This is a genomic window from Bradyrhizobium sp. USDA 4503 (assembly GCF_054055815.1).
Genome location: NZ_JBSRXS010000001.1, coordinates 1451058 through 1475673 on the forward strand (window position 1 = coordinate 1451058; position 24616 = coordinate 1475673).

Consider the following 24616-nt stretch of genomic DNA (forward strand, 5'->3'; position numbering starts at 1 on the left):
AACGGTTCCAGCCTGCATGGCTGCCAAAGAGACGAGCCGACGCGATGCCATCCGATCGTTGAAAGCCATTGCGCTGAACTACACGCTGAAGCGGGGCAAGGATCCCTCCCCGACCCACTACAAGGACCTCAAAAAGCCCTACGACAAGACTGTGCAGACCACCGCCATGCTTGCGGCCAACGCGGCACATCTTGCACGCCTGCTGAAGTCGGCGACCTATCCCGGCGTAGCCTAGGCACAGGCCGGGACATGCCGCTTCATCCGACCTGGACCAACATTGCCATCCGCCTCGCCTTGTTAGGAACGCCGTTCCGGGCGGCATCGTTAGGCCGTTGACGCAACCAGCCAAATGGAGAGGCTATCATGAAGGTTTGCGACGCGATGACACCTGACGTCCAGCTGTGCACCCCCGACGATACGCTCCGCGATGCTGCAGAAGCGATGGCAGCGCTTGGCGTTGGCCTGCTGCCGGTTACCGATAGCGAGCGCCTGGTCGGCATGATCACGGACCGCGACATCGCGCTTCGCGGCATCGGAATGGGTCGCGGCCCCGACTCGCGGGTCGGCGACGTCATGACGGCCGAGGTGAAGTATTGTTTCGAGGATCAGGAGCTCGACGACATCGCGCAGAACATGGGTGCGATCCAGGTTCGGCGCCTGCCGGTGCTGAGCCGGGACAAGCGACTGGTCGGAATCATCGCCCTCGGGGATATCGCCCTGATCCCGGGCATGGCGCTCAGCCAGATCTCACGCCCGACCACCCAACACGCGCAACTCTAGACTTACATGGCTCCGCTTCGCGGCTGGCTCGCAAAGGCCCGGTTCGCGAAGCGGAGCGTCAGGTGTGCCAATGGCCGACTATGTACCTTGGATCGTGATTGCCGCCGGGGTCATCGCCCTGATCGTCACGGCGCTGCTCTGGCGCGCCCACTACGTCAGCTCCGACTGACCGAACGGGGAACTCGCGCCGTCAGGCCGCCATCTTGCGGCAGGATTCCGCGCAGGCACGGCACATCGCCACGCATTCGTCCATGCCGCCGACGCGCTCGCAATCCTCAGCGCATTCACCACAGATCTCCGCGCATTCCCGGCAGGTGTGCTTGTGGTGCGGGGTGTTGATCAGCATGAAATGGGCCGCCGTCCGGCACATTTCCGCACAAGCCATCATCAATCGGAAATGCGCCGGCTCGACATGCTTGCCGCCGGTGACGAGACAATGGTTCATGGCCGTGCCCAGGCAGGTCCTGTAGCAGGACAGACAGGTCTCGACGCACCGGTTCATTTCCTCAGAGAATGCCATGTCGATACCTCACGCCTGCGCCAGCAGCTGGCGCAGGTAGCAGAGTCCATCAAGGGTCAGCTTCGACTCGCGGACTTCGCCCTGCGCGATCTCGGCTTCGAGGAAGGTCTCGAGTTCGGGAAGCGCGCGGTCGAACCTGTCCGCGATGCCCATCAGCTCGCAGGTTTGCTTGATCCGCTCGATCGGTTTTTCCAGCACGTTGATCTCAACCATTTTGGCATAAGCGCGGGTCATGCCGTTGGTTCCTATGCTCATTGCCGGCTGCGCTGCTGCGGGGTCTGCGCCGGCTAAGACGCCCTGCCGACCGTGTCGGCCATGGTTGCGCCACGCGCTCCGAGCGGCTTGCGGCGGCCCTCGGTCGAATCGAGCTTGGTCTGATGCTCGATCTCTGAATTCAGCTCTGCCCCGCACAGCACGATGATGGCGGACATCCACATCCACGTCATCAGACCGATGGCCGCCCCCAGCGAGCCATAGGTCGCGTTGTAATCGCCGAAGTTCGCCAGATACCAGGAGAGCAGCACCGAACCGGCCAGCCACAGCACGGCCGCTGCGACGGCGCCGACGCTGAGCCACTGCCAGCGCGGCCTGGTTCGGCTCGGACCATAGCGGTACAGCACCGCGAGCGCGGTGAGGAGCAGGAGCACCAGGATCGGCCACCGTCCGAACCGGATGACGAGCTCGGCCGTCGTGCCCAGTCCGACCTGCTGTAGCAGAAGCGGGACGACGACCACCGCTCCGACCATCAGCATGATGGAAATCAGCCCGGCGATCGTGAACGAGAGGGACATCAGATTCAGTTTGACGAAGCTGCGCTTTTCCTTCTCGTCATAGACGACGTTGAGCGCATCGAAGATCGCCTTCATGCCGGCATTGGCGCTCCAGATCGCGATCAGCAGGCCGGCGGCAAAGGTCAGGCCGAGCGCCGAGGTCCCCTTCGCGAGCACGCGCGCGATCTGGTCCTGGACGATCGCAAACGAGCCTTCCGGCAGCATCAGCGCCAGGCTCTGCAGGTTCGATGAGATCGTGGACGGATCGGCGAACAGGCCGTAGCTCGAGACCAGCGCGGTGATCGCCGGGAAGATCGCGAGCAGGCCATAGAACACGACGCCGGCCGCGGTTGCCAGCAGACGGTCCTCTTCGATCTGCTGATAGGTGCGCAGCAGAATGTCCTTCCAGCCGGCAGTCGGAATCTCGAGCGGCGTGTCGGCGAGCCGTCCACGATCTTGCGTTTCGGCCAGCGCGGGTTCGACGCCCTGCTCCCGAGCGGACGGCTGCTCCGATCGGGACAGCTGGCGAGCGATCGCCAACGTCGCCAGTGCCGTTGCACCGGCGAGCATCAGGTCGTTCGGCCAATTGCGCAGCGTAGCCATCGCTAGTCCTGGATCGCGTCGCGCTGACGCCGGGCGCGCGATGCAGCAAACCAGCCGACAAGCATGATTGCAGCCCCGGCGGCCAGTGCGCGGGTGGTGGGATCTACGCTCGCCCCTGCTCCCGACCGCGTGGTGGCGATCAGCCGCGCGGCGACGGGCACTGCGATCACCCGCTTGAGCATGTCGGCCTGTCGGCCCGGGCGCGGCACGGCCGGCACAGGACGCGCGAGCAGCACGCGGCCCATGATCAGCCCCAGGATCCCGAGGAGGACAAAGGCGCCCCCGATCGCGGCATATGCGATCCAGATGCCGTAATGCACTTCAAGGGCGTGGAAAGCCGCGCCAACCCCGATCCCAATCCCGATCAGAAGCGAGACCGCACCCGCCAGCATGAAGCTGCATGCAAACGCGTAGCCGGTCACGAGGCGCGTCATCCATTGTCGCAAGTCCGCAAGGTAGGAGCGGAAGATCAGGCTCAGCGAAGATGACGTGTTGACGCGCATGACGAGGTCCATTGCAAGTCGGCATCCGACAACCCGGCGGGAAGATCGACGTTCCTCCCCCGGCAACGCGCAACAGTTCGCGCCATGCGGGACAGCGCGGACCGAGCGCTAACTGACCGGAGGAAGATTTGTGCGTGGTGGCATGGAGCTCGGGAATGGCTTCGCGACCAAGAGCGTCCCGCGCTCGTCGGTTTCGAGCGCGATCTTCTGGGCCAGCATCACGTCGCCCGCCGCCAGCGCGCCGACGGGCCGGAAGCACCAGCCCAGCACGATGCGGTCACCGCCGTCCATCTCATAGACGTTGGTCGAGGTGCCGTAGCAAATCCGGTATCGCTTGCCGGACTCCGAGCCGATGACGTCGAAGCGCTTGTACTTTTCGAACTGCGCCCGCTGCTCGGGTGACAGCCACGCGGACAGCAGCGCAAGTCCGCGCGCCTCAATTCGCTCATAGGCCTGCCAGCGATCCCAGATCGCGGCCAGCGTCGCACCCAGCGTGCTGGCGGCGCGCCGGAGCACGGACCGCAGGGACATCTCGCGCAGACGGGCGAGCATGGCGTCAGCCGCCGACCAGCCTCGGATAGAACAGGGTTTCCTCGGCGGTCGGATCGAGCGCGCGGACCAACTTCGCCTCTCCGGTCGCTTGCCGGATTGCGGCGGTGTAGCCATCCGACGTGAGCTGGGTGAAGCGAGCATTCGCCCAGGCCAGCTGCTCACTGTTGTCGGGATCGAACTGCTGCCGCGTGTCGCCGGAGTGATCCATCACCAAGATCGTTGCCATCATCGTCTCCTTTGAAGGACATTCACAACTGCATCAGACAATCGGCACGGCCGTCGTCGGCCTGCCGCCCATCCACTCCGGCACCGCGGCGCCGTCGCGGTGACGGCCGCCCGCGCCGGCCGCGGCCCACGCGGCGACCGCACCGAACAGCAGTGCCGCCGCAACCGAGAACGCCAAAATCACCGCGCTGCGCCGCGACCGCTGGATGGCGGTCCTGGCATCGCCCATCACGCTGTCGACGCGCTTCTCCGCCTCCGCAGCAGGCAGACCGGTCGCGGCCGCCACCTGCTGGATCAGATAGCTGCGATCGTCGGAGCTGACGCCACTGCGGCTGGAGCTCGTCAGCAGGATGCGACCGGCCTCTGCCCGCTCATAGCCGATATCGAGATTGGCCGGACGCCGCACTGACCGGTACAGGCGGTCGAGCTCGGCGCTCAGCAGCGGCTCCGCGGCCGTCGCAGATGGCCGGTTCTGAACCACCGGACGCGCGGTTGACAGGCCAACCAACGCGACGATCGTAGCACCGAGGATGACGGCGAGCGCCCAGGCGGTCAGGCCGTGAAGCCCGTCGCGGCTGTCGATCTCGTCGGATGGCGTCGCGCCGATCACGCGCTGGGCCCGGCCGGCGATGTAGCCGCCGACGCCGAAGCTCACCAATGCCTGCAGGATCAGATACAGCCCCGACAGCAACGCGAGCGCGGCTGATGCGTCGCGCCATGACGGCGAGCTTGAACTCACGCCCAATCCGACCGCCGCTCCGAAGCCGATCAAAATCACCGACAGCGCCGCCGCGGCCAGCGCGCCGGCGACGACCGGACTCCATTGCAGCCGAAGCCCGGTCCTGTTGGCGGCGGACACGGCAAGCCCTCGCTCGTTATCCATGACGCGCCTACCGCAGCCCGAAGAACGACAATATCGCCAAAATGACCACGATCAGTCCGACCAGATAAATCAACTGGTTCATGAAAACCTCCTCCGTCCTTCCCGTCCTGACAATCTGGTGGAGAAGCCAAGGTTCCTACGCCGACGAACCGGCGCGATGCGGCAGGCCAATAAAAAGGGCCCCGCCGAAGCGAGGCCCTCATTGGTCGTCGCTGCTGATCGCGACGTGCGACCAACACCGTTAGTCGTCGTCCCAGTCATGACCACGGATCACGAAGCCGCGGTCGCGGTAGTAGTCGCGATGATGGTTGTACCAGCCGTGGTGCCAGCCCCGGTCATGCCGGTATACGTCGACGCGCGGACCACCATAATATCGCTCGCCGTAGTAGCCGTGGTCGCGGCCGACATAGATGCCCACACCCTGCGCGCTCGCAACGGTCGGTGCCGCTATCGAGAGTGCCGCAGCCGCGGCAAGAGCGTAAGTAAGCTTCGTCATGGCATCCTCCTTTCTAGTACGCCGTGATAACGACCTGCGTCCGCGCATGTTGCAGGAACAGGATCGGAACTTTCCTGAACGTTCCTTCACCATCATGGCGGCTGGACGTGACCGGAGGACGAGATCGAGGAGCCCTCGACGAGCTCTGCTCGATCGCTGTGGCTCCACTCCCTGTTCGACACAAGTGACCCCAGCTCAGGGGTGGAGAGCTGGGGTCGTAGCGGGGTTCTCCTGGTTAGCGCTGACGGCCGGTCGGCGCGTCAGCTCGCGAGAGCATGCGCGTCGCAATCAGTTCCGGCACTAACGTCTGCAAATGTGCGACGCACAATCGTGCCGCTGCGATTGCCCGATCAGACCGCCTAGCGCCACATGCTCGGGGCGGTGCGCAGCGCGGCCTGGCCTGCGATGCGCAGCTCATCGATTGACGAGCGTCCCTCGCGAATGGCCTGCAGCAATCCAGAGGCGACGTTGGTCCGCTTTGTCGTATCCGAACGCGGCACGCCTCCGCAGACCTCGTCGAGCACCGCGCGAAGCACTGCGGCCGTCTCTCCATCGAGCATGATTGCCTCCCTGCCCTCGTGGATCGAACTGCATCGTAGCGCGACACCGCGCGAGAGGAGTTCAAGTATGTTAACAGCCGTATCCAAATCTTGCGCGGCCGACCGTCGCGCTGTCTTCGTCGCGACAAATCACTGTCATGTTCAGATCGTCAGTGCGCTCTGCAAAATGACGCGCCTCCGCGTCAGTCCCGCTGCGACATTTCAAGGATCGCATCAGCGAACGCCTGCGGCGCCTCGCGCGCCCGCCGCACCGGCATCCGTCGCGATTTCAGGGAGAGCAGCATAGAGCCGCCTTGCCGCGTCTCAGCCGCGCCGCTTGGTGTGCAGATAGTCGGCCGAAAACAGCGCCGTGTCCTTGAGCAGCTTCAGGTCGTTGATCGTCAGCATGCGGTCGCGCAGCACGATCAGGCCGGAGCCGCGCAGCTCCTGCAGCGTCCTGTTGACGTGGACCACCGACAGGCCGGTGGCATCTGCGAGATCCATCTGCGTGACCGGGAACAGGCAGGAATCGCCGTCGATCATTCCAATCGGCAGCAGGCGCTCATGGAGTTCGCACAACAGATGCGCGACCCGCTCCAGCGCCACGCGCCGCCCGATATTGACCGTCCATTCCCGCTGGATCGCGCTGTTCACCATGGTTTCGCACCACAGCGCTTCCTCCAGCGAACGGTCGCCCGCCAGCAACTGCTCGAACGCCGGGCGCTTGATGTCGGCGTAGGTGACCGGGGTCAGCGCGCCGATCGAATGATCCATCACCGACAGCAGATAAACGCAGGCGTCGCAGCTGTCGCCCGGCAGGATGAAATTGACGATCTGGCGGCGGCCGTCCGGCAGCGTCTTGTAGCGGCAGAGCCAGCCCGACAGGATGATCCTGACGCTCTCGACCGGATCGCCCTCGGTGGCGAGGTCTTCGCCCGGGCGGGCGCGGTGCAGCCCTTCCTGGATCGCCTGTTGCAGCAACGCGATCCCGCGTTCGGACAATTGCCGCAGGGCATTGAGCCGCCTGATCACCGGCTGCGCCAGATTTCCCTCGAGGATCGGGGGATGCATCTAGCTCCCCATGCTCGGCGTATGGATGGCTTGCGGGTTCATCGGTATGGCGATCGTGCAGTGCAGTCCCGACGGATTGAACTCGAGCGTGCTCTTGCCCTTGAACTCGAACGCCAGCGTCCGCTCCAGGAGATCGGATCCAAATCCCCTGCGGCGCGGCGGCGCCACCGCGGGCCCGTTGCGCTCGCGCCAGTCGAACAGCAGTTGCCGCGGATCGGCCGCATCATCGATGCGCCATGAGACGTCGATGCGCCCGGCCGTATCGCTCAGCGCGCCATACTTCAAGGCATTGGTTGCGAGCTCGTGGAGTGCCAGCGCGAAGGTCTCCGCGGCCTTGGGCTGGAGCCGGATCCTGGGACCTGCGACCTTCAGTTGCTCGCCTTCCTTCGCGTTGTACGCAAGCAATTCCTCGACCACGAGATATTCGAGGTCGACGCCGCCTTCCGGATCGCGGGTCACCAGCGACTGGGTCCGCGCGAAGGCGTTGAGCCGGCCGTCGAGATGCGATGCGTAGTCCTCGACGTTCGCGCTGGTCTCGGCCGAGCGGCGCGCGATCGAGCGGACCACGCCGAGCGTGTTGCGCACGCGATGCTGCAGCTCGGCAAGCAGCAGCCGCTGCCGCTCCTCGGCCCGCGTGATCGCGGTGACGTCGATGAAGGTGATCACGACGCCGGCGATGAAATTGTCGATGCTGCGGTACGGCAGGATGCGCACGATATAGCGCGTGCCGCTGTCGGGCGCGGTCAGCTCGCGCTCGGCGCTGGCCAGCGTTCGCAGCACGCGCCGCACATCGTCGTAGAGCTCCTCGATCGGGATACGCGCCTTGATATGCGCGATCGGGCGGCCGACATCGGTCTCGACCAGATGCAGCAAATGCGTGATCGCCGGCGTGAAGTTCATCACCTTCAGATCGTTGTCCAGGAACACGGTCGCGATCTGCGTGCTCTCGAGGAAGTTCTTCAGGTCGCTGGTAGCGCGGGTCAGTTCCTGCACCCGATGCGCCAGCTCGCCGTTGACGGTCGTCAGCTCCTCGTTGACCGACTGCAATTCCTCGCGCGAGGTCTCCAGTTCCTCGTTGGCGGATTGCAGCTCCTCATTGAGCGATTGATACTCCTCGTTGGAGGATTTCAGTTCCTCATTGGTGCTTTCGAGCTCCTCGATCGTGGCCTGCAACCGCTCGCGGGTGGCGCGCAGCTCGCTCTCCAGCCGCTCGACATGCTCGGTCCTGACCAGAACGTTGGGATTGGTTTCGGCGCGATCCACAGGGCGGATCGGCCCATCCTTGAACAGCACGACGAAATTGCGGTGACCCGCAGGGCCGTCGAGAATTGGTTCGGCCGTGATGTCGACCAGCACGCGATGCCCGTTGACGCCGAGTTGCACCTGCTCGGCATGCGCGGCCTCGTTGGTTTCCGCGGCACGGCTGAGCGCCGTGCGCAGCTCAAGTCTGAGGTCGCGGTGCACGAGTTGCAGCAGGTCGAGGGTCGCCGTGCCTGCGGTCGGCTCGATATAGCGGCCGGTGCGGCCGGAGAAATGCAGGATGTGAAAGTGGTCGTCGGTGATCACATAGGCCGGCGCATAGCGCTCGGCGATGCGCTGGGCGCGGCGCTCGAGGCCGACATCGGGGCCGATGGAGCGGACCGGTGGTATGTCGATCGCGGCTCGCCCGGCCGCCGTCGTGATCGGGAATTCCGGCGGCAGCCGCGTCCCGGTCTCGAGCTTCTTGAAGATGCGTGCGCGCCGGTCGACCGGCGCGAACAGCTTCGGATGCCGCGTGACGTTCTCGGAATTGCCGAGAAACAGGTACCGGTCCGGCAGCAGCGCAAAATGGAACAGCGGAATGACGCGGTTCTGCAGCTCGGCATTGAGATAGATCAGGAGGTTGCGGCACGAGATCAGATCGAGCTTGGAGAACGGCGCGTCCTTGATGACGTTGTGCTGCGAGAAAATGCACATCTCGCGCAGCTCCTTGACGACGCAGTAGGTGTCGCCTTCGCGCACGAACCAGCGCGCCAGCCGTTCCGGCGTCATATCGTTCTCGATGCTGGTGCGATAGCGCCCGACGCGCGCGGCGGCGAGCGCGCGCCCGTCGATGTCAGTCGCGAAGATCTGCACCTGCGGCACCGAGTCGAGACCGGCCATATGCTCGCGCAGCAGGATGCCGATCGAATAGGCCTCTTCGCCGGTCGCGCAGCCAAGCACCCAGACACGCACCTGCTGGCCGGCACCCTTCCCTTCGAATATCTTCGGGATGATCTGGGTTTCCAGGACATCGAACTCCTTCTTGTCGCGGAAGAATTCCGTGACGCCGATCAGGAGGTCGTTGAACAGATGTTGCGCCTCGTCCTTGTCGTTTCTCAGGAAATCGACATAGGCGGAGATATCGTCGATCTGCACCACCTGCATGCGGCGCTGGACGCGGCGCAGGAAGGTGTTCTGCTTGTAGCCGTGGAAATCGTTGCCGGTCTTGTTGCGAAGGATATCCGCAATGCGCGCAAGCGAGGTTGCCGCCGCGGCCAGCACCTCGTCGAACCCCTGCTTCTCCTCGAGCCGGCGCAGGTGGCGGGCATAGACGTCGATATGCTCGGGAATGGCCTCGGGCGGCAGCACAAAATCCGCGATCGCCACGGCCGAATTGCCTTCCGCGTGCGGATCGGGTTCGCCATCCCCGATGCGCTCGGCGATCGCCAGGCCGCCATGATCCTTCAGGGTCGCGACCCCGAGCGTGCCGTCGCCACCGGTGCCGGCCAGCACCACGCCGATCGATTCCTCGGCGCGCTCCTCCGCCAGCGACACCAGGAAACTGTCGATGGTGGCCCGCTCGGCGCGCGCCTGCTCGGCGCGCCGCACGGCGAAACGGTCGCCATGAACGGTGGTGATCATGTCGGACGGACACAGATGGATCGTGCCACCCTCGACGAGCTGTCCGTCGCTGATCTCGGACAGCCGGGCGCCTTCCGATCGCTGCAACGCTTCGCGCAACCGGGTGTCCTCGATGGCATCCCGGTACTGCAACACGAGCACGACGGCCTGGTCCGGATTGAGCCTCAGCTTCGAGAAGAACCGCTCGATGCTGTCGAGGGTGCCGGCGGACGCGCCCACACCTATGATCAGCGGCGCCTTGGACTGGCGCTCTTCGTCTCCGCTCTGGGATTGGCCAACATCATCCATGATTGCAGCGGCTCTCATTCTCCTGCTGGCGTCTCGCCCGCGTCTTTTGATAGCAGAGTTTAGTCCTATCCCAACGGGATAGGTAGGAATTCTCCAACCTCCCGGGAACCTCGACTCCGGGATCGATTGCCCTCCAAAACCGGAAGGGTCATAGTTAGGTGATGGAAGGCGACCCGACGATAGATGGATCCGGAGAGCTCACAGCCCTGATCAGGCGTGCGGAACGGGCGACTGCAGAAGCCCATCGCCTCATCGACGAGAACGACCTCTGGCGCCAGCGCGTCCTGCAGCAGTTTGACCACATGTTCGAATTTGGAGCGGAGTTCAGGGCGCAGAGGCGCATCCCCGATCCTCCTCCCGGGCGCTAGTGCGATGTCACCCGCTCCTCGAGATATGCGACCCGCTGCACGATCAGGGTTCGATGCCGCTCCCACTCGATCAAGGTCTGCTTGAGCAAGCCGACCAGCCGCTCGGCTTGCACAGTGTCGTGACCGGCCCGTTGCAGCCAATCCAGCAGATCCTGCTGGCCGCGCAGCCGCCTCCAGCCCTCCTCGATATCGACGTCCGCCTTGACCAGCAGCGCACGTTCGGACCGCAGCTGTTCGGCCCAGTTCGCATGCTCAGCGCTGGCCATCACGGTTCCTTCCGCACCGGTCGCTTCGGATCGAGCGATTGTAGCATGACTCGCCGGATCATATCGGCGTATTCGCGATATTCAGCGGCGCGCGCGTCATACATTTGCGCGACCGCCGGGCGACCGCTCTGGCGGCCGTCCTCGGCCATCCGGTGCACCAGTTCGGCGCGCTCCTCGATGATGCGGAGTGCGACCCGAAGCGCCTCGTCAACCCGGCCCTCCTGCTCCTTGGCAAGCGCGTCGGCCGTATAGGCGTGACCGACCTGACAGCGGAATCGCAGCGGGTGCCCGACCTTGAGCTCGGAAAGGACGCCGCCGCACCCCGGACAGGTCAGCGGCGCGGGATCGGCAATCTCGACCAGCGTATCGCTGCCGACGCGCTCGCCCGCCGCAATTTTCACCTCCAGCACGATCTCCGGCGGAATCGGCAGGATCGCGCCGGGCCGCTCCCGGACCAGATCGGACAGCACATCGCCAAGCCGTGCACCCGGGATACAGAGGTCAACCGTGGTCGCTTCCAATGCCCTGAGCGGCATTTCATCGGAAATAGCGTCCTGGGGCTCCTGAACCAGCGCGACCCCGCCGCAGCGCTTGATCGCGTTCAGGCCCGCCGCGCCGTCGGACAGCAGGCCGCTGAGCACAACGCCGATCACCCGCGGTCCATAGTGCAGTGCGGCCGAGCGAAACAGCGCGTCGATCGCCGGCCGGACCAGATTTTCGCGTGGCCCGCGGCCGAGCATCAGGTGGCCGTCCTGGATCAGCAGATGGTGGTCCGGCGCCGCCAGATAGACGTGACCATTTTCGATGACCATGCCGCTTTCCGCCTGCCGGACCGGCAGCTTGCCAGCTGCGCTCGCGACCGTGGAGAGAATGCCGATGCCGTGAGACGGTATGTGCAATACGATGAAGACCGCGGCCGGCAGATCCACCGGCAGGCGCCCCAGAATCTGCTTCAACGGTGCCGTCGCCCCAGCCGAACCGCCGATGACGATGATGTCCCGATTGGACATGGAACCTGCCTTTTCCAATATTGTTTACAACAAGGCGAGCATTCGGCTTATGTTCCAATTTTGCGACGACATCACACCGGGTACGGCCCGAATCGACATGTCTGAATTTACACCTTTGCGCGAACGCCCTCTCCTGACCGGACGGCGCGTCCTGATTGTCGAAGACGAATATTTCCTTGCCGACGACATGCGCGGCGCGCTGCGCGCGCTCGGTGCCGATATCGCCGGGCCGGCCGGTGACATCGACGATGCGCTTCGTATCCTTCAAGACGGCGGCGTGATCGATGGAGCGGTGCTCGATGTAAACATCCGCAAGCAGATGATCTATCCGGTCGCGCGCGAGCTGCAGGCGCGCGGCGTGCCGATGGTGTTCACCTCGGGATACGACAAGATCGTGCTGAGCAGCGAATTCGCGGACGTTCCATTGTGGGAGAAGCCGTTCGATCATCGCGCCATGGCGCACGGGCTCGCCGGCATGATCCTGCGCGGCAATGATGCTGCCGGACACGAATAATCCGCTCGAGCATTTGCAAATGTTAGTGCGGAGGTCTGCAGAGGGCCTCACGATACCCCGGTCACGATATCGGACGGGGGTGCGTAATGACCGAGATCGAAAGACGTATCGAGCTGCTGGAGCAGACGGCCGCAGAGAGCGCGCTGATCGCCGACCTCTCAACCGTCACGGAAACCCGCATCCGTAACGCCCAATTGGCAAACGAGTTGCGCCTCGTCGTCGCGCAGCTCAGGACCTTGAGGCCGGGTGACGCTCATATTGTCTGATTGTCTCGGTCCGCGATCTCCGGTGAACCGGCGGCGTGATGCATCCTCCCATCGTTTTCAGGAAGGACAACGACACTGCACGATTCAACGGATCGGATCGCGGAATGCCGGCAACTGGCCGACGAGGCCGACCGTCTGGCCTCGACGTCCGGCGTCGAAAGGACGCGCAAGGATTACGAGTTGCTGGCCAGGTCCTGGCGACGATTGGCGCTGAGCTACGAATTCTCCATGCATCTCGAACGCTTCATCAAGGCCCGCTAGTCGACGCCCGCTAGTCGACCCACCGGCCGGTCGGGATATTGCAGGTGCCCGCCCGCACCAGCGAAAGCCTTACGTATCGTTGTCGCGGTGGGCTTTGATCTCCATGCGCGTGCTCGCGGAATTACGCACCGATTGCCGCAACTCGGCGAGCTGATCGTCTCGCTGATCCGCGAGCGATCGCTTCTGTGCGCGCAAAGTGAGACTTTCTTCGATGGCAAGCTGAGCGCGGGCGAACAGGGGATCGATCATCGACGAAACATGTCATCCGATCGCTGCCGCCGCCCTGTCATGTGATAAGTCCGAAGCGGGTTTGCTCCGAGGCAGTGCGACAAACGTATCTCATGAGACATCGAAGATTGTTCGACCGCGGTCGTCGCCGGCGTCGATGCGCCGCTTCATGGCCTGCTCCCTGGTGGGGGTAACACGGTAATCACCCCATGGTTCCGCCTCCGCAAGGTGCGAAAGCTCAACACAGGTCAGGATTCAGGATTCCATATTGGCTTTCCGCCTGCGGGAAGGGTTCCTGCGTCTTGCGGCCCAGAAACGTGCTGGCGCGGCTTTCGGCGAGGAGCTTGCGCGCGTGCTCGACGACCCGGATCATCCGCTCGGTATCGTCGAGATCACGGTAATTGGAAAGACGATAGATTTGCCGCTCGATGGGCATGACGTACTCCCTGTTATGCAGGCGGGAGCACAATCGGTCTCTCAGCCACCGACGCCTACGGGCAGAGCCTTGGCCGGTGATGAGGAGACAACAAACCTCGACCAGGAAAGTTGCCAACAAAGTGCTGTGCCGGAAGCCCGAGGCGCCGGAGATGGCCATTCGGCCAAGCGACAGGCGCCGACGGGCAACTCAGCAAAACAGTTCCTACGGCGTCCTGCCGGATCGGACGCGGCCAGCCCGCGGCGCGTGCACCGATCTGCGTTGAGCTCGCCGGCTATTCGGCGACGCTCATCTGCTTGCACAAGATCCCGAGAGCCTCCGCACACCCGCGCGGCTTGGTTACCACGGGGAGGTGCGCATACTTCTCGGGCAGCGTGCTGGGGTCGTAGCCGGTATACAGGGTGACCGGTGTTCCCATCGCAAGCAGGGTATCGATCAACTTGTAGGACGAGGTTCCATTGACGTTGATGTCGATCAGCGCGCCGGACGCTCCGGACGCGTGCGGGCGGGCTTCGTCGATCGAAGCGAACGGGCCGACGACGTGATAGCCGGCCTGTCGTGCCAGCGTGGCACAGTCATCGGCAATGAAATACTCGTCCTCCACGATCAAGATCGTACGCATAGCAGTACCTCTGCCAGTTGATCTTCGCGGATGATCGAGGCGTTAACGTTCTCCCGCCGGTTGGGTTTCCCAGGCGCGTCGTTCCGCGCACCGTTAGGACAGCGGTCATGGCCCATTTCAAAGAGCGGGAATTCAAGGCGGAGGGTGGTCCCGATTTTCCAGGCGCGCGCCGTCAGCTACCGGCCACCAGCAACCCGAGGTATAGCCAGAGTACAATTGTCACAGTGATCGTTGCGGCGAAAAAGTAGCGGTCGATGAGATTCATCAACTGCACCTTCGGCTGACTATGGCGGATATCGAATCGCGGTCGAAACATCAGTCGCTGCCGCTTGTCATCTCTCTGCCTGGTTCCGGCATTTACATATGAGAGACCGGTGATCCCGCCCGGAGATGGCTCGTTTGCCGATGCCGAAGAACAAACCAGTCGCCGTCACCGCTAGGGTGTGCGGGTGTGCGGGTGCGCGGCTCCAAGGCGGCAAACGAAGGAACGAGGGTCGGCGCCTGCGGTTGGAGCCGGCGAACGCAATGCATCAGCCAAGAACCGCAGCCAAGAACCGCCGCCGCTATCGCTGCCCGACGTCCCGCCCGGCCCCGCCATCAGTCGAGCACGATCATCACCGGCGGATCAACCTGTAGCTGTTGTGATAGTTTTGGGGAGGAGTTGGCTCCATGAAAGCAACCATCGAACAAAGAACGACCGCCGGCAATCTCGACCTGCTCGACCGCTACTGGCGCGCCGCCAATTACCTTTCGGTCGGCCAGATCTATCTTCTCGACAATCCGCTGCTCGGCGAGCCGTTGCGCAAGGAACACCTCAAGCCCCGCCTGCTCGGGCATTGGGGCACCACGCCGGGCTTGAACTTCGTCTATGCCCATCTCAACCGGGTCATTCGCGCGCTCGATCTCAACGTCATCTACATTTGCGGTCCCGGACATGGCGGTCCGGGCATGGTGGCGAACACATATCTCGAAGGCACCTATAGCGAGATCTATCCCGATGTCGGCCGAGACACGGACGGTCTGCGCAAACTGTTCCGGCAGTTTTCCTTCCCCGGCGGTATCCCAAGCCACGCAGCACCGGAAACGCCCGGCTCCATCCATGAGGGTGGCGAACTCGGCTATTCGCTGGTCCACGCCTATGGCGCGGCATTCGACAATCCCGATCTGATCGTGGCCTGCGTCGTCGGCGATGGCGAGGCGGAAACCGGGCCGCTCGCTGCATCGTGGCACTCGAACAAGTTCCTGAATCCCGCGCGTGACGGCGCGGTGCTGCCGATCCTGCATCTCAACGGCTACAAGATCGCCAATCCGACGGTGCTCGGGCGGATGGGCGACGAGGAAATCCGCAGCCTGTTTCGCGGCTACGGACATGAGCCGCTTTTCGTCGAGGGCGACGATCCGATGCCGATGCATCGCGCCATGGCCGCTGCCCTCGATGAGGCGCTTGCAGCCATTCACAAGATCCAGACCGAGGCGCGCGGCGGCAACCGATCGGAGCGGCCGCGCTGGCCGATGATCGTGCTGCGCAGTCCGAAGGGCTGGACCGGTCCGAAGGAAGTCGACGGGCTCAAAGTCGAGGGCTTTTGGCGCGCGCACCAGGTGCCGATCGCGCAAGTCCGCGACAACCCCGCGCATCTCAGGCTGCTTGAAGACTGGATGCGCAGCTATCATCCAGAGCAACTGTTCAACAAGGATGGTGCGCTGATCCCGGAGCTCCAGGCCCTCGCCCCGACCGCGAACCGCCGGATGGGCGCCAATCCGCACGCCAATGGCGGCCTTCTGAAACGCGAGCTCCGGCTGCCGGATTACCGCGCATTTGCCGTCGACGTGAAGCATCCGGGTCAGACGGTCGCCGCAGCGACCCACGAGCTCGGAAAATACCTGCGCGATGTCCTCAAGCTGAATGCCGATACCGGCAATTTCCGCATCATGGGGCCTGACGAAACCGCCTCGAACCGGCTGGATGCCGTATTCGAAGCCACAGACCGGGTCTGGATGGAGCCGACCGAGCCGTATGATGTCCATCTCGCTCAAGACGGCCGTGTCATGGAAGTCCTCAGCGAGCATCTCTGCCAGGGCTGGCTGGAGGGCTATCTATTGACCGGACGCCATGGCTTCTTCTCCTGCTATGAAGCGTTCATCCACATCGTGGATTCAATGTTCAACCAGCATGCCAAATGGCTGAAGGTCTCGCGCCAATTAGCGTGGCGGCGTCCGATCGCCTCGCTCAATTACCTGCTGACGTCGCATGTCTGGCGCCAGGATCACAACGGTTTCAGCCACCAGGATCCCGGCTTTGTCGATCTGGTCACCAACAAGAAGGCCGACATCGTCCGTGTCTATTTCCCGCCCGACGCCAACACGCTGCTATGGGTCGCCGATCACTGCCTGCGGACCTACGATCGGATCAATGTCATTGTCGCCGGCAAACAACCGTCCGCGCAGTGGCTTTCGATGCAGGACGCCGCCACCCATTGCGATGCCGGCATTGGCATCTGGACGTGGGCCGGAACCGGGGATGCCACAAGCGAGCCCGATGTCGTGATGGCTTGCGCGGGTGACGTTCCAACGCTGGAGACGCTCGCCGCCGTTGATCTGCTGCACAAGGCCCTCCCCGACCTCAAGATCCGCGTGGTCAACGTCGTCGACCTGATGACGCTGCAGCCGAGGCAACAGCACCCTCATGGCCTCAGCGATCGCGACTTCGACAGCCTGTTCACGCGCGATCGCCCCGTCATCTTTGCCTACCACGGCTACCCATATCTCATCCACCGGCTCACCTATGGCCGGGCCAATCACGACAACATGCACGTGCGCGGCTTTGTAGAGGAAGGCACGACGACCACACCTTTCGACATGGTCGTTCTCAATGGGCTCGACCGCTATCATCTCGCGATCGAGGTGATCGAGCGCGTGCCGGGGCTCGCCACCAAAGCCGCACAGATCAAGCAAGGATACCGGGATGCCCTGATCGCGCATGCGCGATATGTGCGCGAGCATGGCGAGGACATGCCGGAGGTTCGAGACTGGGTCTGGCCGAACGGCACCGGCGGCGCTACCGCTGCCAAATCCGGCGGTTGAGCCATGCCGACCTCCAATGCGGTTCTGGTCGTCAACTCCGGCTCGTCGAGCATCAAGTTCGGCGTTTTCGATGCTTCACATGCCAATCCCGCGCCGATCTGCAAGGCACAGATCGACGAGCACGAGGGCGCGTCGCGATTGGTCTTCACCGATCCGGCCGGCCGCGCGTCGTTCGCGTTGGAGCAAGCCGAACCAGATGCGCCGCCCGATCGGCTGTTCGCCGCCGTCCTGGCACGGATCGAACATCATCTCAGCCAGCGGCTGCGTGCCGTCGGGCATCGCGTCGTACATGGCGGCCGCGAATTTTCGCGACCGGTCGAAGTCAATCGGACGGTGCTTGCCGTCCTCGACGCCCTCACCCCGCTGGCGCCGTTGCATCAGCCTCGCTGCCTGACGCCAATCCGGGCAATCAGCGCGATCCGGCCGGAACTGATGCAGGTCGCATGCTTCGACACGTCGTTCCATCATGGCCTCGCGCCGCCCGTCAATCGGTTTGCGATCCCGAGACATCTCGAACGCGCCGGCATTCGGCGCTACGGCTTTCATGGGCTCTCCTTTGAATATGTCGCAGGCCGCCTTGCCGACATCTCGCCGGAGTTTTCCGCAAAGCGCACCGTGGTGGCGCATCTCGGCAATGGCGCGAGCCTCTGCGCCATGCGCAACGGCCGGAGCATCGACACCACGATGGGTCTGACGCCGCTCGACGGCCTGGTCATGGGGACCCGTTGCGGCACGATCGATCCGGGCGTTCTGCTTTACCTCCAGCAGCAGAACGGCATGTCGGTCGACGACCTTGAGCAGCTGCTTTATCACCAATCGGGGCTGCTCGGCGTTTCGGGCATCTCCTCCGACATGCGTGTCTTGCTCGCCAGCCAGGAGCCCGCCGCGAAGGAAGCGGTTGATCTCTTCACGTTCCGCATCGCGCAGCAGGTCGTCGCGATGGCTGGCACGCTAGGCGGACTGGAATGCCTGGTGTTCACCGGCGGTATCGGCGAGCACGCGGGCGAGGTTCGCAGCCAGGTCTGCGAACGCCTGCGATGGCTGGGTGTCCAGCTCGATCCATGCGCCAACGCCGCGGCAGAGCTGCACATTGCTGGCAAGGACAGTTCGGTGGACGTGCTCGTCATGGCGACAAACGAGGAAGCAATGATCGCTCGCCACTGCGCAGCCTTGATCCCGGGAACCTAGGATCGACGAGAGGCGCTCCTGCGGCCGTGGCTAAATCGATGCTTGAAGGACCGTTTGCTTGAGCCGGACGTTGATGTCCCGGAAACCGAAATCGGCAACGGGAGAACGATGATGCCGGAACGAAAGACGATGCAAAAGGCCAGACAGGACCGGCGCGCGGGAAAGTCGACGACCACCCAGGCGGGCGAGTTCGTGCACGAGGAAATTCGCAAGGTTCGCCGCGGCAAGCACGGAGCGCGATCTTCCAAACAGGCCATTGCAATCGGCCTGTCGAAGGCGAGGCGCGCGGGCGTTCCGCTCCGTCCCCCCAAGAAAGGCGCGGCCAAGGCGACCACCCGCAAGAGCGCGGAGTACGCCTATGAGGCGGGCCAGGGCAAACGAAAGACCAGACGCAGGCCGCGCGTCTCGCGAGCGGTGTCCAACGTCCTGAAACGGGAATCGCGCAGCGCGGCGTCGCACACGGCGCTGTCGAAACAAACGCGGCGCGCGGCCTCGCGGCGTTCTGCATCGGCCCGCTCGGCCGCGGCGCGCAAGGCGGCAAAAACCAAGGGATCGGCCGTTCGTTCGGCCGCAGCAAAGAAAGCAGCCCGTACCAGAGCGCGGCGGCGAAAGTAAGCCCAGCGGTCCGAGAGGGCGACGATCGCGATTCACATAGGCAAATGCGGATGCCGGTGATGGGCGCATGGTGCGCGCTGTCTGCTCGGTCTCGACAACGGTGCAGGCGGATGACCCCAGCGTCGGCCCCAGGGCCCGCAAAGGTGCTGGGGTCGTCTCCGCACCGCAAAGGCCCTGACGCACCGGCCCGGCGTCAGGGCCTTCGCCATTCCGAAGCCTGGATCCGAAGCTTGGAAAGGCTCTTGAACGACACGCGTCAGCGCCCCTTGAAGTGCGGCTTCCGCCGTCCGAGGAAGGCCGCAACGCCTTCCTTGTGATCCTCGGTCAGGCTCGCGAGCGCGAACTGGTCGAGGTCCATGTGGCTCGCGAGATCGTCGAGCGCATGTGCGAGCCGGTTGACCGTCAGCTTGGTCATCGCGACCGAGATCGGCGGCTGGGCGGCGACCTTGGCCGCGAGCGCCATCGCTACGTCATATGACTTTCCAGGATCGGTCACCTGCTCCGCCAGGCCCCATTCATAGGCCTCCTCGGCCGAGATCCGGTCGTCGGCCAGGATCACAGCCTGCTTGGTGCGCGCCGGTCCCATCAGATGCAGCATGCGCGGCACGCTTTGCCAGCTCATGTTCATGCCGAGCGCTATTTCCGGCACCCGCATATGCGCGTCGCGCGCCATGACGCGGAAATCCAGCGCGACCGCGAGTGCCACGCCGCCGCCGACGCAAAAGCCCTCGATCGCGCCGATCGTGACCTGCTCCATGTCCTGCCAGGCGCGCGTCAGCCGCGGCCCGAGCTTCAGGTGCCGGCGCAGCGTGCCCATGTCCATGGTCTGGCGCGAACGCCCTTCGGCATCCTTGAGGTCGAAGCCGGCGCTGAACGATTTGGCGCCGCCGGTCAGCACCACCACCGAGGTCTCGCCATCGTCCTCGAAACTGCGCGCCGCGTCAGTCAGCTGCCGCAGCGCCTCCGGCGACAGCGCGTTGATACCGTCGCCGCGATCGAACCGCACCACGGCGATGCGGCCGTCCGGCCCGAGGCCCTTCTCGATCGTCACATAGTCAACCACGCATACCTCCCCGCTCGCATTCTTGTGTACTGCCTGCCTCGACATAGCACGACGGTTTCGCCTATTCTGTTGATATGAGCGAACATGATCATCACCACCACGATCACGACCATTCCGAACTGTCGGAGACTGAACTGCGCGTCCGCGCGCTGGAATCGATCCTGACCGAGAAGGGCTATGTCGAGGCTGCCGCGCTCGACGCCATCGTGCAGGCCTACGAGACCAAGATCGGGCCGCATAACGGCGCCCGGGTCGTCGCCAAGGCCTGGACCGATCCCGCCTTCAAGAAGGCGCTGCTCGAGGACGCCAGCAAGGCGGTCGGCACCCTCGGCCATGTCAGCCGGGTCGGCGACCATCTGGTCGCGATCGAGAACACGCCCGGCCGCCACAACATGGTCGTCTGCACATTGTGCTCCTGTTATCCCTGGGAAATGCTCGGGCTGCCGCCGGTCTGGTACAAGGCCTCGCCGTATCGCTCGCGCGCGGTCAAGGATCCGCGCGGCGTGCTCGCCGATTTCGGCGTCAGCCTGCCGAAGGAGACGGAAATCCGGGTCTGGGATTCGACCGCGGAGACGCGCTTCCTGGTGCTGCCGATGCGGCCCGAAGGCACCGAGGGCTGGAGCGAAGACCAGCTCGCCGAGCTGGTGACGCGCGATTCCATGATCGGCACCGGCTTTCCCAAGAAACCGGGGGCGCCGTCATGAACGGCGTCCACGACATGGGCGGCATGGACGGGTTCGGCAAGGTCGAGCCCGAGCCGAACGAGCCGATGTTCCATGAGGAATGGGAATCCCGGGTGCTCGCCATGGTCCGTGCGATGGGCGCAGCCGGCGCCTTCAACATCGACGCCTCGCGCTTCTATCGCGAGACCCTGCCCCCGCAGGTCTATCTGTCGAGCTCCTACTACAGGAAATGGCTGCTTGGGCTGGAAGCCCTGCTGCTCGACAAGGGCTATATCTCCAAGGACGACGTCGCCGCCGGGCATTCCGTCGCGCCGGCGAAATCGCTCAAGCACGGCAAGTTCTCCGTCGCCGATGTCGAGCGCGTGATGGTGCGCGGCAAGTTCGGCCGCGCCGCGCCGGGACCTGCGAAATTCAAGGCCGGCGATCGGGTGCGGGCGAAGAACATCCACCCCGCTACGCACACGCGGTTGCCGCGCTACGTGCGTGGTCACGTCGGGGTGGTCGAGCGCGATCATGGCTGCCACGTGTTTCCCGATACGGTGGCCAACGACGCCGGCGAGCATCCGCAGTGGCTGTACACCGTCGTGTTCGACGGACGCGAGCTGTGGGGACCGGACTCCGATCCGACCATCAAGGTCTCGATCGACGCGTTCGAGCCGTATCTGGAGGCCGTGTGATGGATGCAGGTGCCGCCGCGCGCGCCACCAGCGCCATCTCCAGCATTCCCCGCGACCAGGACGGCCCGGTGTTCCGCGCACCGTGGGAGGCGCAGGCGTTCGCCATGGCCTTGACGCTGCATGACCGCGGCGTGTTCACCTGGTCCGAATGGGCCGCCGCACTCGCCGACCATATCAAGCGCGCGCAGGCTGCCGGCGATCCCGACACCGGCGAGACCTATTACCAGCACTGGCTCGCGACGCTCGAACATCTCGTCGCCGCCAAGGGCGTCACGACGCATGAGACACTGCACCGCTACCGCGACGCCTGGGACCACGCCGCCGACCGCACCCCGCACGGCCAGCCGATCGTGCTGACGGCCGCGGATTTCGAGTAGCCTCGAATGCCATGATTACCTACATGCGCATGCGCGGGTGATGTCATCGCGTGGTGGGTCGCCTTGAACCGCGAACTCATCCTCATCGTCGTCCCGGCGAAGGCCGGGACCCATAACCCCAAATGCAAATTGTTACGCGATGCTGGAACGACGAGTCCCACCCACAACGCCTGCCGCGGCGTATGAGTCCCGGCCTTCGCCGGGACGACGACGGGGCGAGAACCGCGCGCACGGATTCCAGAGACGGGAGTGCTGGAGCCGAGAAGCCGCAGCATACCGGATCGCCCGGTCGAGCCGGGCCTGGGACGATTTCTGGATAATAGAAGAATACCGCTGAGTTGCCCGACGTGTCAAGTTGCCGTGTCGAACGTGTCAGTAGCTCGTGATCTGTCGCCTGTTTGTAGCTCGTGAAGTGTCGTGTTTTCGGTGCTCCGGAACAAGGGGGGCACGATGGGCGCGGCATCCATTCACGAGGGTGTACGACGGATGCGGTTTTCAGATTTGCTGGATCGGACGGAGGCGAAGGAACTGACGCAGGAGGCAGCTTCGGAGGTTCTTGGGATCAGTGTTCGGACGTTTCAACGCTGGGCGGAGCGCTATGAGGCGGAGGGCGACGACGGGCTTGTCGACCGCCGGCTGGGGCGTCGTTCGCCACGGCGGGCGCCGGAGGAGGAGCTGGAACGGATGCTTGCGCTGTACCGGGACAAGTACGCGGACTTCACGGTGAAGCACTTCCACGAGCAGATGCAAAAGCGGCACGACTATGTGCTGGGCTATACGGTGACGAAGCTGGCGCTGCACGCGGCAGGGCTGGTGCGGAAGGCACCGAAGCGTTCGGCGCACCGCAAGAAGCGGCCGCGGCGGCCGCTTCGGGGCATGCTGCTGCACCAGGACGGATCGCGCCACGTTTGGATCGAAGGCCTGCCCGCGAGGGACCTGATCGTCACGATGGACGATGCGACCAGCGAGATCTACTCGATGGTGCTGGTCGAGGAAGAAGGAACGGCCTCGACCTTCCAGGCCTTGCGCGAAGTGATTGGCGAGCATGGCCTGTTCTGCGCGCTCTACACCGACCGCGGCAGCCATTATTTCCTGACCCCAAAAGCTGGCGAGAAGGTCTCGAAGACGCAACAAACCCAGGTGGGACGGGCTTTGTCGCATCTTGGGATCGAGCATATCGCAGCCTATTCGCCGCAGGCGCGCGGGCGTTCCGAGCGGGTGTTCGGCACCTTGCAGGACCGGCTGCCGAAGGAGCTGCGGCTTGCCGGGATCACGACGGTTGAGGCTGCCAACGCGTGGCTGAAGGCGCATTACATCCCCGGGCACAACGCCGCGTTTGCGATCAAGCCCGAACAGGAAGGCACGGCATTCGTGGCCGATCGGCATGAGGCCTGGCGCGAGGCGCTGTGCGTGATCGAGGAGCGAACCGTCGCCAACGACAATACCGTTGCATGGAACGGTCGGCGGCTGCAGTTGCCGGAGAGCCGGCTAAGACCTCACTTCGTCAAGGCTGTGGTGCGGCTCCATGAGTATCCCGATGGCACCGTCAGCGTGTTCCTTGGACCGCATCGATTGGCGATGTTTAGCGCCAACGGACAGCAGATCAGCCCCGACGCGCCTCAGCCTGGCGGCGTGCTCGGAGCCGTCAAGGACAAGCCCTGGCGGGCGCGCAAGCGCGCGTCCTTGACCGCTCCTGCGCGCGCCGCCGTCGAGAAAGCGCGGGTCGGGACGGAGAAACGGGCTTCAAGTCGAACAAAGAAACTCACCCACAGGGCTAAAACCGCCACAACAGCCGTGGCATGATCAATCAGGGAAAGCCGTCCCCGCCTTCCGGCTCCCCTGCAAATCAGAAACGAAGGCGACAGATCACGAGCTACAAAAACACGACATCTTCACCCGCTACGGACAGTTGCCGTGTCGAACGCCGGCAGCCGCCGACTCCTTTGCATGGGGTTGTTTTCGATATTTTGGCCGTGCGCCCCTGCGGGGCCATCAGTCCACGGTTACGGGCCACCCTGCGCGACGTACTCCCGCCAGCCCTTGGCCCGCAGGCTGCAGGCCGGGCATTCGCCGCAGCCATAGCCCCAATCGTGCTGCGCGCCGCGTTCGCCGAGATAGCAGGTGTGCGAGTGCTCGCGGATCAGGTCGACCAGCCCTGCTCCGCCGAGCTCGTGCGCGAGCCGCCAGGTCGCGGCCTTGTCGAGCCACATCAGCGGCGTGTGCAGCTCGAAATCCCTGGCCATGCCGAGATTGAGCGCGGACTGCAATGCCTTGATGGTCTCGTCGCGGCAATCCGGGTAGCCGGAATAGTCGGTCTCGCACATGCCGCCGATGATGTGGCGGATCCCCCGCCGATAGGCGAGCGCCCCAGCGAAGGTGAGGAACACGAGGTTGCGGCCGGGCACGAAGGTGTTCGGCAAGCCGTCCGCGCCCATTTCGATCGCGACGTCGCGGGTCAGCGCGGTGTCGGAAATCTCGGACAGCGTCGGGATATCAAGCGTGTGGCTGTCGCCGAGTTTCGCAGACCATTCCGGCCGGACCCGCCTGATCCCGGCCAGCAGCTGGTCCCGGCAATCGAGCTCGATCGCGTGGCGCTGGCCGTAGGTGAAGCCGAGCATCTCGACGCGGGCAAAGCGCGACAAGGCCCAGGCAAGGCACGTGGTGGAATCCTGGCCGCCGGAAAACAGCACCAGCGCGGTGTCGGAAGCATTCTGATCGGTCATGGAACGCGATTTAGCACCTGACGGCGCCGTGGCCAATCCGTGGACAGCGTCGCGATTCCGGCGTGTTTTACTGGGATCGGGAGGGGTGTATTGGCATAAAGCCAATACCTCTTTGATGCCGGTGC

29 protein-coding genes are annotated in these 24616 nt (G+C 64.2%); 11 read left to right on the forward strand and 18 right to left on the reverse strand.

The window, feature by feature from the left end; genetic code table 11:
* The first annotated feature begins 16 nt into the window (after positions 1 to 16).
* Complete coding sequence (locus tag ACVMIH_RS06975; RefSeq protein ID WP_057018655.1) at positions 17 to 235, forward strand: hypothetical protein; 219 nt, start codon at positions 17 to 19, stop codon at positions 233 to 235.
* Positions 236 to 363: 128 nt separating this feature from the next.
* Positions 364 to 780 (forward strand): CBS domain-containing protein, encoded by a 417-nt coding sequence (locus ACVMIH_RS06980; protein WP_456861057.1) that lies wholly within the window; start codon positions 364 to 366, stop codon positions 778 to 780.
* A gap of 190 nt (positions 781 to 970) precedes the next feature.
* Here ACVMIH_RS06980 and ACVMIH_RS06985 read toward each other — a convergent pair whose 3' ends face one another.
* The 13 genes from ACVMIH_RS06985 to ACVMIH_RS07045 form a co-directional block, all read right to left on the reverse strand.
* Complete coding sequence (locus ACVMIH_RS06985) at positions 971 to 1300, reverse strand: four-helix bundle copper-binding protein (RefSeq protein WP_028331985.1); 330 nt, start codon at positions 1298 to 1300, stop codon at positions 971 to 973.
* 9 nt (positions 1301 to 1309) lie between these two features.
* Positions 1310 to 1555 carry a hypothetical protein gene (locus tag ACVMIH_RS06990; RefSeq protein ID WP_456861059.1) on the reverse strand — a complete coding sequence of 82 codons (246 nt, stop codon included), beginning with the start codon at positions 1553 to 1555 and terminating at the stop codon, positions 1310 to 1312.
* Between the two features lie 32 nt (positions 1556 to 1587).
* The gene (locus tag ACVMIH_RS06995; RefSeq protein WP_456861061.1) at positions 1588 to 2673 is read right to left on the reverse strand and encodes a YihY/virulence factor BrkB family protein; all 1086 of its coding nucleotides are present in this window, start codon (positions 2671 to 2673) and stop codon (positions 1588 to 1590) included.
* A 2-nt stretch (positions 2674 to 2675) separates the two neighbouring features.
* A complete protein-coding gene (locus ACVMIH_RS07000; RefSeq protein WP_057018651.1) occupies positions 2676 to 3188 on the reverse strand; it encodes a hypothetical protein in 513 nt (170 codons plus the stop codon).
* Between the two features lie 96 nt (positions 3189 to 3284).
* Positions 3285 to 3728 (reverse strand): hypothetical protein, encoded by a 444-nt coding sequence (locus ACVMIH_RS07005; protein ID WP_283061427.1) that lies wholly within the window; start codon positions 3726 to 3728, stop codon positions 3285 to 3287.
* A 4-nt stretch (positions 3729 to 3732) separates the two neighbouring features.
* A complete protein-coding gene (locus tag ACVMIH_RS07010; RefSeq protein WP_050385371.1) occupies positions 3733 to 3954 on the reverse strand; it encodes a hypothetical protein in 222 nt (73 codons plus the stop codon).
* A 33-nt stretch (positions 3955 to 3987) separates the two neighbouring features.
* Complete coding sequence (locus ACVMIH_RS07015) at positions 3988 to 4836, reverse strand: hypothetical protein (RefSeq protein ID WP_057018650.1); 849 nt, start codon at positions 4834 to 4836, stop codon at positions 3988 to 3990.
* Between the two features lie 241 nt (positions 4837 to 5077).
* Positions 5078 to 5332: a hypothetical protein gene (locus ACVMIH_RS07020; RefSeq protein WP_456861064.1), complete on the reverse strand. Its 255-nt coding sequence runs from the start codon at positions 5330 to 5332 to the stop codon at positions 5078 to 5080.
* Between the two features lie 359 nt (positions 5333 to 5691).
* On the reverse strand, positions 5692 to 5892 hold the full coding sequence (locus ACVMIH_RS07025) for a hypothetical protein (protein WP_028331978.1): 201 nt from the start codon (positions 5890 to 5892) through the stop codon (positions 5692 to 5694).
* Between the two features lie 303 nt (positions 5893 to 6195).
* The gene (locus ACVMIH_RS07030) at positions 6196 to 6942 is read right to left on the reverse strand and encodes a Crp/Fnr family transcriptional regulator (protein WP_456861066.1); all 747 of its coding nucleotides are present in this window, start codon (positions 6940 to 6942) and stop codon (positions 6196 to 6198) included.
* On the reverse strand, positions 6943 to 10113 hold the full coding sequence (locus tag ACVMIH_RS07035; protein ID WP_456784975.1) for a CheR family methyltransferase: 3171 nt from the start codon (positions 10111 to 10113) through the stop codon (positions 6943 to 6945). It abuts the gene before it with no gap.
* 364 nt (positions 10114 to 10477) lie between these two features.
* Complete coding sequence (locus tag ACVMIH_RS07040; RefSeq protein WP_057018646.1) at positions 10478 to 10747, reverse strand: hypothetical protein; 270 nt, start codon at positions 10745 to 10747, stop codon at positions 10478 to 10480.
* Positions 10747 to 11757 (reverse strand): chemotaxis protein CheB, encoded by a 1011-nt coding sequence (locus ACVMIH_RS07045; protein WP_253590639.1) that lies wholly within the window; start codon positions 11755 to 11757, stop codon positions 10747 to 10749. The genes ACVMIH_RS07040 and ACVMIH_RS07045 overlap by 1 nt, the downstream gene beginning before the upstream one ends.
* Positions 11758 to 11854: 97 nt before the next feature.
* Between ACVMIH_RS07045 and ACVMIH_RS07050 the strand changes: the two genes are divergently transcribed.
* The gene (locus ACVMIH_RS07050; protein WP_456861069.1) at positions 11855 to 12271 is read left to right on the forward strand and encodes a response regulator; all 417 of its coding nucleotides are present in this window, start codon (positions 11855 to 11857) and stop codon (positions 12269 to 12271) included.
* Positions 12272 to 12357: 86 nt separating this feature from the next.
* Positions 12358 to 12537 carry a hypothetical protein gene (locus tag ACVMIH_RS07055; RefSeq protein ID WP_229192086.1) on the forward strand — a complete coding sequence of 60 codons (180 nt, stop codon included), beginning with the start codon at positions 12358 to 12360 and terminating at the stop codon, positions 12535 to 12537.
* A 330-nt stretch (positions 12538 to 12867) separates the two neighbouring features.
* Here the strand turns inward: ACVMIH_RS07055 and ACVMIH_RS07060 are convergent, their stop codons facing one another.
* The 3 genes from ACVMIH_RS07060 to ACVMIH_RS07070 all read right to left on the reverse strand — a co-directional run bounded on the left by ACVMIH_RS07060 (position 12868) and on the right by ACVMIH_RS07070 (position 14084).
* Positions 12868 to 13047, reverse strand: a complete 180-nt coding sequence (locus ACVMIH_RS07060) for a hypothetical protein (protein WP_057018644.1) — start codon at positions 13045 to 13047, stop codon at positions 12868 to 12870.
* Between the two features lie 217 nt (positions 13048 to 13264).
* Positions 13265 to 13462, reverse strand: a complete 198-nt coding sequence (locus ACVMIH_RS07065; protein WP_057018643.1) for a hypothetical protein — start codon at positions 13460 to 13462, stop codon at positions 13265 to 13267.
* 274 nt (positions 13463 to 13736) lie between these two features.
* The gene (locus tag ACVMIH_RS07070) at positions 13737 to 14084 is read right to left on the reverse strand and encodes a response regulator (protein WP_057018642.1); all 348 of its coding nucleotides are present in this window, start codon (positions 14082 to 14084) and stop codon (positions 13737 to 13739) included.
* Positions 14085 to 14753: 669 nt separating this feature from the next.
* Here ACVMIH_RS07070 and ACVMIH_RS07075 point away from each other — a divergent pair.
* Genes ACVMIH_RS07075 through ACVMIH_RS07085 form a run of 3 tightly spaced genes read left to right on the forward strand, consistent with a single transcriptional unit; the run spans position 14754 to position 18968 of the window.
* Entirely contained in the window at positions 14754 to 17165 is a 2412-nt protein-coding gene (locus ACVMIH_RS07075; RefSeq protein ID WP_456861071.1) for a phosphoketolase family protein, read from the forward strand.
* Between the two features lie 3 nt (positions 17166 to 17168).
* Positions 17169 to 18353, forward strand: coding sequence for an acetate/propionate family kinase (locus ACVMIH_RS07080; RefSeq protein WP_456861074.1), 1185 nt, complete (start codon positions 17169 to 17171; stop codon positions 18351 to 18353).
* A gap of 42 nt (positions 18354 to 18395) precedes the next feature.
* The gene (locus ACVMIH_RS07085; RefSeq protein WP_253590216.1) at positions 18396 to 18968 is read left to right on the forward strand and encodes a DUF6496 domain-containing protein; all 573 of its coding nucleotides are present in this window, start codon (positions 18396 to 18398) and stop codon (positions 18966 to 18968) included.
* Positions 18969 to 19224: 256 nt separating this feature from the next.
* On the opposite strand, the gene ACVMIH_RS07090 is transcribed toward ACVMIH_RS07085, so the two are convergent.
* Entirely contained in the window at positions 19225 to 20031 is an 807-nt protein-coding gene (locus ACVMIH_RS07090) for an enoyl-CoA hydratase/isomerase family protein (RefSeq protein ID WP_456861076.1), read from the reverse strand.
* Between the two features lie 74 nt (positions 20032 to 20105).
* Between ACVMIH_RS07090 and nthA the strand changes: the two genes are divergently transcribed.
* The 4 genes from nthA (at position 20106) to ACVMIH_RS07110 (ending at position 23571) form a co-directional block, all read left to right on the forward strand.
* A complete protein-coding gene (gene nthA, locus ACVMIH_RS07095; protein WP_028344028.1) occupies positions 20106 to 20735 on the forward strand; it encodes a nitrile hydratase subunit alpha in 630 nt (209 codons plus the stop codon).
* A complete protein-coding gene (gene nthB / locus ACVMIH_RS07100; protein ID WP_057018638.1) occupies positions 20732 to 21391 on the forward strand; it encodes a nitrile hydratase subunit beta in 660 nt (219 codons plus the stop codon). The genes nthA and nthB overlap by 4 nt, the downstream gene beginning before the upstream one ends.
* Positions 21391 to 21768 (forward strand): nitrile hydratase accessory protein, encoded by a 378-nt coding sequence (locus tag ACVMIH_RS07105; RefSeq protein ID WP_456861078.1) that lies wholly within the window; start codon positions 21391 to 21393, stop codon positions 21766 to 21768. Before nthB ends, ACVMIH_RS07105 begins: the two co-directional genes overlap by 1 nt.
* Positions 21769 to 22254: 486 nt before the next feature.
* Positions 22255 to 23571 (forward strand): ISNCY family transposase, encoded by a 1317-nt coding sequence (locus ACVMIH_RS07110; RefSeq protein WP_456848115.1) that lies wholly within the window; start codon positions 22255 to 22257, stop codon positions 23569 to 23571.
* A 200-nt stretch (positions 23572 to 23771) separates the two neighbouring features.
* Here ACVMIH_RS07110 and queC read toward each other — a convergent pair whose 3' ends face one another.
* Positions 23772 to 24491, reverse strand: a complete 720-nt coding sequence (gene queC, locus ACVMIH_RS07115) for a 7-cyano-7-deazaguanine synthase QueC (RefSeq protein ID WP_168856406.1) — start codon at positions 24489 to 24491, stop codon at positions 23772 to 23774.
* Between the last annotated feature and the right edge of the window lie 125 nt (positions 24492 to 24616).